The sequence below is a fragment of the Mesorhizobium sp. M2A.F.Ca.ET.067.02.1.1 genome (assembly GCF_004023285.1).
In the GTDB taxonomy this organism is placed as follows: Bacteria; Pseudomonadota; Alphaproteobacteria; order Rhizobiales; family Rhizobiaceae; genus Mesorhizobium.
In genome coordinates this window covers 1-1,597 of record NZ_RZSB01001049.1, presented here as the reverse complement: position 1 = coordinate 1,597, position 1,597 = coordinate 1, and the positions used below count along the sequence as shown (strand labels likewise).

2 protein-coding genes are annotated in these 1,597 nt (G+C 63.9%); both read right to left on the bottom strand.

Going from position 1 to position 1,597, the window contains the following annotated elements; all coding sequences use genetic code 11:
- A partial coding sequence (locus EOA28_RS35275; RefSeq protein ID WP_148671086.1) for an RIP metalloprotease occupies positions 1-1,090 on the bottom strand: 1,090 nt, incomplete at its 3' end.
- 105 nt (positions 1,091-1,195) lie between these two features.
- Positions 1,196-1,597: phosphatidate cytidylyltransferase (locus EOA28_RS35270; RefSeq protein ID WP_148671085.1), on the bottom strand; the 402-nt coding region annotated here is incomplete at its 5' end.

Here is a 1,597-nt window from a genome sequence, read left to right as displayed (position 1 = left end):
GGAACAGCCCGGTCCGATAGGCCATCTCCATCATTCGCTCTGAAACGGGCCGCCTTATGACGGCCTCCACGCCGTAGAACAACAGGTGGCCGCCGTCGAGAGGGGGAATCGGCAGGAGATTGAGAAATCCTATTCCGACTGACAGAAATGCAACAAGCTGCACCAGCCATTCGAAGCCGAGCTTGGCTGCCTGGCCCGACATCTTCGCGATCTTGATCGGGCCGCCCAACTGGCATTTGTCCTCGCGTCCAAGCGCAAAGCGCTGCAGGAACTGCCCGGTGCGCTCGATCACATGTCCGGTTTCCTCGACCGCCGCCACCACGGCGCCGGCCGGTGTATAGGAGATCAGGCGTGGCTGGCCGAGCTCGGCATTGTTGACGACGCCGATAACCGCAACCTTGACCTTGTTGCCCAGCGCATCCTGCTGCTCCATCGGCTCCGGTGTCGCCGTGACGGCGATTTCCTTGCCGTCGCGCAGCATGGTGAAGGTGATGGCATCGCCTGCCCGGCCCGAGACCAGGCGCTGCACATCGGCGAAGGTCTCCACCTTGCTGCCGTCGACTTTGACGAATCGATCGCCAGGCTGGATTCCGGCTTTGTCCGCCGGACTGCCCGCGGTGACCTGGGCCACCGTAGGTTCCAGAACCGGACGGCCATAGAGGGAAAACAGCACCGCAAACACGGCGATCGTCAGCAGGAAGTTGAACAGCGGCCCCGCAACGACGGTCGCGGCCCGTTTCCAGATGGGCTGCGTGTGGAAGGCGACCTCGCGCTCGGCGTCGGTCAGTGATTCGATCTCCTCGGCGCTCGGCTGGCTCGACGTCGCGTTCATGTCGCCGACAAATTTGACATACCCGCCAAGCGGAATGGCGCAAAGCTTCCAGCGCGTCCCGCGGCGATCGTTAAAGCCAACGAGCTCGGGGCCGAAACCGATGGAAAAGGCCTTCACGCCGATGCCGCACCAGCGGCCGATGAGATAGTGGCCCATCTCGTGGACGAACACGACCACGGTCAGCACGAACAGAAACGGCACGAGCGTGCCAAGGACGAAGCCTTGCGTGCTGAAGACCGCGTGAAAAATGTCGTTCAACTCATGCCCTCAAATTCGCCCGCACACGACACTCCGCCGCGACTGTGGCATCAATCCGGGCGAAACCGTGGCGCGCGCCGTTTTTCGCCTTGACCGTAGTGTCATTTAGTTCGGAAACAGCCCCAGTGCCGGATGCTCGGCGCCCGCCGCGACCCAACCAATGACGTACAGCGCCAGCGCGGCCGCGACAAGCCCGTCGACCCTGTCCATGACACCGCCATGGCCGGGAATAAGGTTGCTGGAATCCTTGGCACCATGCCGGCGCTTAACCCAGGATTCGAACAGGTCGCCGATCTGGGAAACGACCGACAGCGTCAGCGCGGCGAGTCCGAGCTGAACGAGATTGCCGGCGCCGGCTGCAATTGCCAGCAGCAGCCCGCCGGCAAGGCCGCCGACGGCGCCCCCAACCGCGCCGCTCCGTGTCTTGCCGGGCGAAATCGACGGCGCAAGTTTCGGGCCGCCGACCGCGCGGCCGACGAAATAGGCCGCGATATCGGTCGCCCAGAC